At 71.9% G+C, this 2,477-nt stretch carries 2 protein-coding genes; both read right to left on the minus strand.

What is annotated here, in order from left to right:
- Positions 1 to 151: 151 nt before the first annotated feature.
- Positions 152 to 1,753, minus strand: a complete 1,602-nt coding sequence (locus ADL03_RS43695) for an FAD-dependent oxidoreductase (protein ID WP_053739562.1) — start codon at positions 1,751 to 1,753, stop codon at positions 152 to 154.
- A gap of 61 nt (positions 1,754 to 1,814) precedes the next feature.
- Positions 1,815 to 2,477: substrate-binding domain-containing protein (locus ADL03_RS43700; protein ID WP_053739563.1), on the minus strand; the 663-nt coding region annotated here is incomplete at its 5' end.

The following is a 2,477-nucleotide window of genomic DNA, read 5'->3' on the forward strand; positions in this document are numbered from 1 at the left end:
CAGTGTGAGGTGGGCCTGGTTGGCGGTCCACACGGTCATGCGCAACGACTTCGGGCCGGACGTGGTGGAGCCGGAACACGCGGTCAGGGCGAGAACGGCGGCGATGATGACGGCGGAAAGGCGTGGCAGCTTGGTCAATGTCGTCTCCCTGTCAGTAGCCGGACACGTCCGGCCAGCGGAGCTCGACCCCGTCGCGGTCCAGCCGGTGCTGGAACTGAGCGAGCAGGCCGGGGGTGTTGCGCACGGCGCGTGGGGTGACCCGGTGCGCGAGGCAGAAGTCCGCGAGCGCGCCCGCGACCTCGCCGACGTTCCACTCGACCGGGTGCAGCCGGTGGGAACCGTTGGTGATGTGGGTGGTGCCGATGTTCTTGCCCGCGGGGAGCAGGTTCTCGACCCGCTGGGGGATCAGCGCGCCCAGCGGGATCTCGAACGGGCAGCTGGCGACGTCGAGGTAGTTGTCGCCGCCGGTCGAGGGGTGCAGGTCGATGCGGTACATACCCACACCCACGGCATCTTCGTGCCGCACCGCGCCCTTGTCGCCCCGCACAGCCAGCGACAGGTCCTGCTCGACGATCGTGTACTCGGCGCGAATTCGCCGCGACTCCCGGATGTACGGCGCCTGGGCGAGGCCATCGGCGCTGCCGGTGACGTCACCGCGCAGCCGCAGGCCGGGGAAGCCGGTGCCGCCGTCCGCGCGGGGTGCCTCGGTCTGCAGCCAGTACAGCACCGACCTGGACAGCTCGCGTGCGGCGGCGATGTGCGTGTCGGCGTCGGGCACGTCGATGACCGGTGACTCGAAGTAGTCGATCATCGGCCAGTTGACCAGGCAGATGTCGCTGTCGTAGGCGCCGTCCACGAAGTTGCGGCGGGCGGCGATGCGGCGGAACGTCCACAGGTTGCTGTCACCGGCGCTCAACCGCTGGTCCGACAGCACCGACAGCGGGTCGTCGTCCGGGTTCGGCGTGAACGTGCGCTCCGCGATGGCCAGCGTGCGCGGGTCGGGGGAGCGGAACGACAGCATCCGGTCACCCCAGAACTCCGGCTGGTACTCACGCCAGAAACCGTATCGTGCGGGCTTGTCGATCGTGTGGTCGCCGTCGACGTGGTCGACCGCGAAGCACACCGACATCGCCTGCATGTTCGCCGGCTGCGCCACCTCGGGCGCGCTCGGCTCGCCGGTGTCCAGAGTGGACTCGAAACCGGTCACGTACTCGGTGCCGGACAGCGGGAGCAGCTCACCGGTCTCGGTGGCGTCCAGGATGTACGGCGCGGCCAGCTCGATCCGGTCGCCGGTGTCGCGGTGCTCCACGGTGACGGACACGACCCGGTCGCCGTCCGTCCGCGCGGCGACCGGGCGGTAGGGCTGCAGGACGGTGAGCCGGCCGCTGCCGCGGTACGGGGCGAGCATCTCGTCGATCACCGCGACGGCCACGCGGGGCTCGTGGCAGAGCCTGCTGACGTTGCCGGCGCCGGGGTTGAGCTCACGCCACGCCCGTGCCCGCGGGGTCAGCGGGTAGTGGCGGCGGTAGTAGTCGCGGATGCCGTCGCGCAACGCCCGGTAGCTCGCCGTGACGCCGAAGCGTTCGACCCAGCTGTGCTCGTCGGGCGGCACGGCCTGGCTGGTGAGCTGGCCGCCGAGCCAGTCGAACTCCTCGGTGAGCACGACCCTGCGACCGGCGCGCAGCAGCGCCAGTGCGGCGGCGACCCCGCCGAGCCCGCCGCCGACGACGACAGCGTCCGTGTGGTCCTGCAAAGCTTCCTCCTCAGTCGGTCGGGGATCGAGCGGCCGTGGCGTCGCGCCCGGCCGTTCCCGATCAGCCCAGCGTCGAGCCCTCGACGAATTCGCAGGGCAGCAGTTCTCGCGGGGTGGTGGCGCGTTCGAGCACCTCGGTGAGTGCCTGCACGGCCCTGCGTCCCATCTCGCGGCGGGGGATGCGGAAGAAGCCGGTGAGCGCCACGTCGTCGGATGCGGGCCGGGTGGCGGCGCCGAGCATGAGCACGGACAGGTCGCCGGGTACGGACAGGCCGCGTTCGCGGGCGGCGAGCACGAGCGCGGCACCGTCGGAAAGCTCTTCGGTGAGCACGGCCGTGACCCCCGCGTCCCGCAGCTCGTCCAGGCTCGCGGTGGGCCGGTGCACGCCGTGAACGCCGCGTGCCGCAACGGCTTCGTGGAACCCGAGCAACCGGTCGGCGGACGACTCGGCACCCGATCCCGGTCCGACGTACGCGAACTTCCGGTGGCCCAGGGCGACCGCGCGGTCCACCAGGTCGCGCACGGCGGTGCGGTAGTCGGCGCCGACGTGCGGTACCGGTCCGCCCGCGTCGTCGCGGCGGCCGATCGACACGAACGGGATGCCCTCGGCCAGCAGCTGGGCCAGGTCGTCGCGGTCGAGCGTGCGGCCGATCAGCAGGCACCCGTCGGCCAGCCGCACCCGGCTGTCGTCGCTGAAGATCCGCCGCTGCCCACCGGCGGCCTT

This window comes from Nocardia sp. NRRL S-836, from assembly GCF_001279525.1.
In the GTDB taxonomy this organism is placed as follows: Bacteria; Actinomycetota; Actinomycetes; order Mycobacteriales; family Pseudonocardiaceae; genus Lentzea.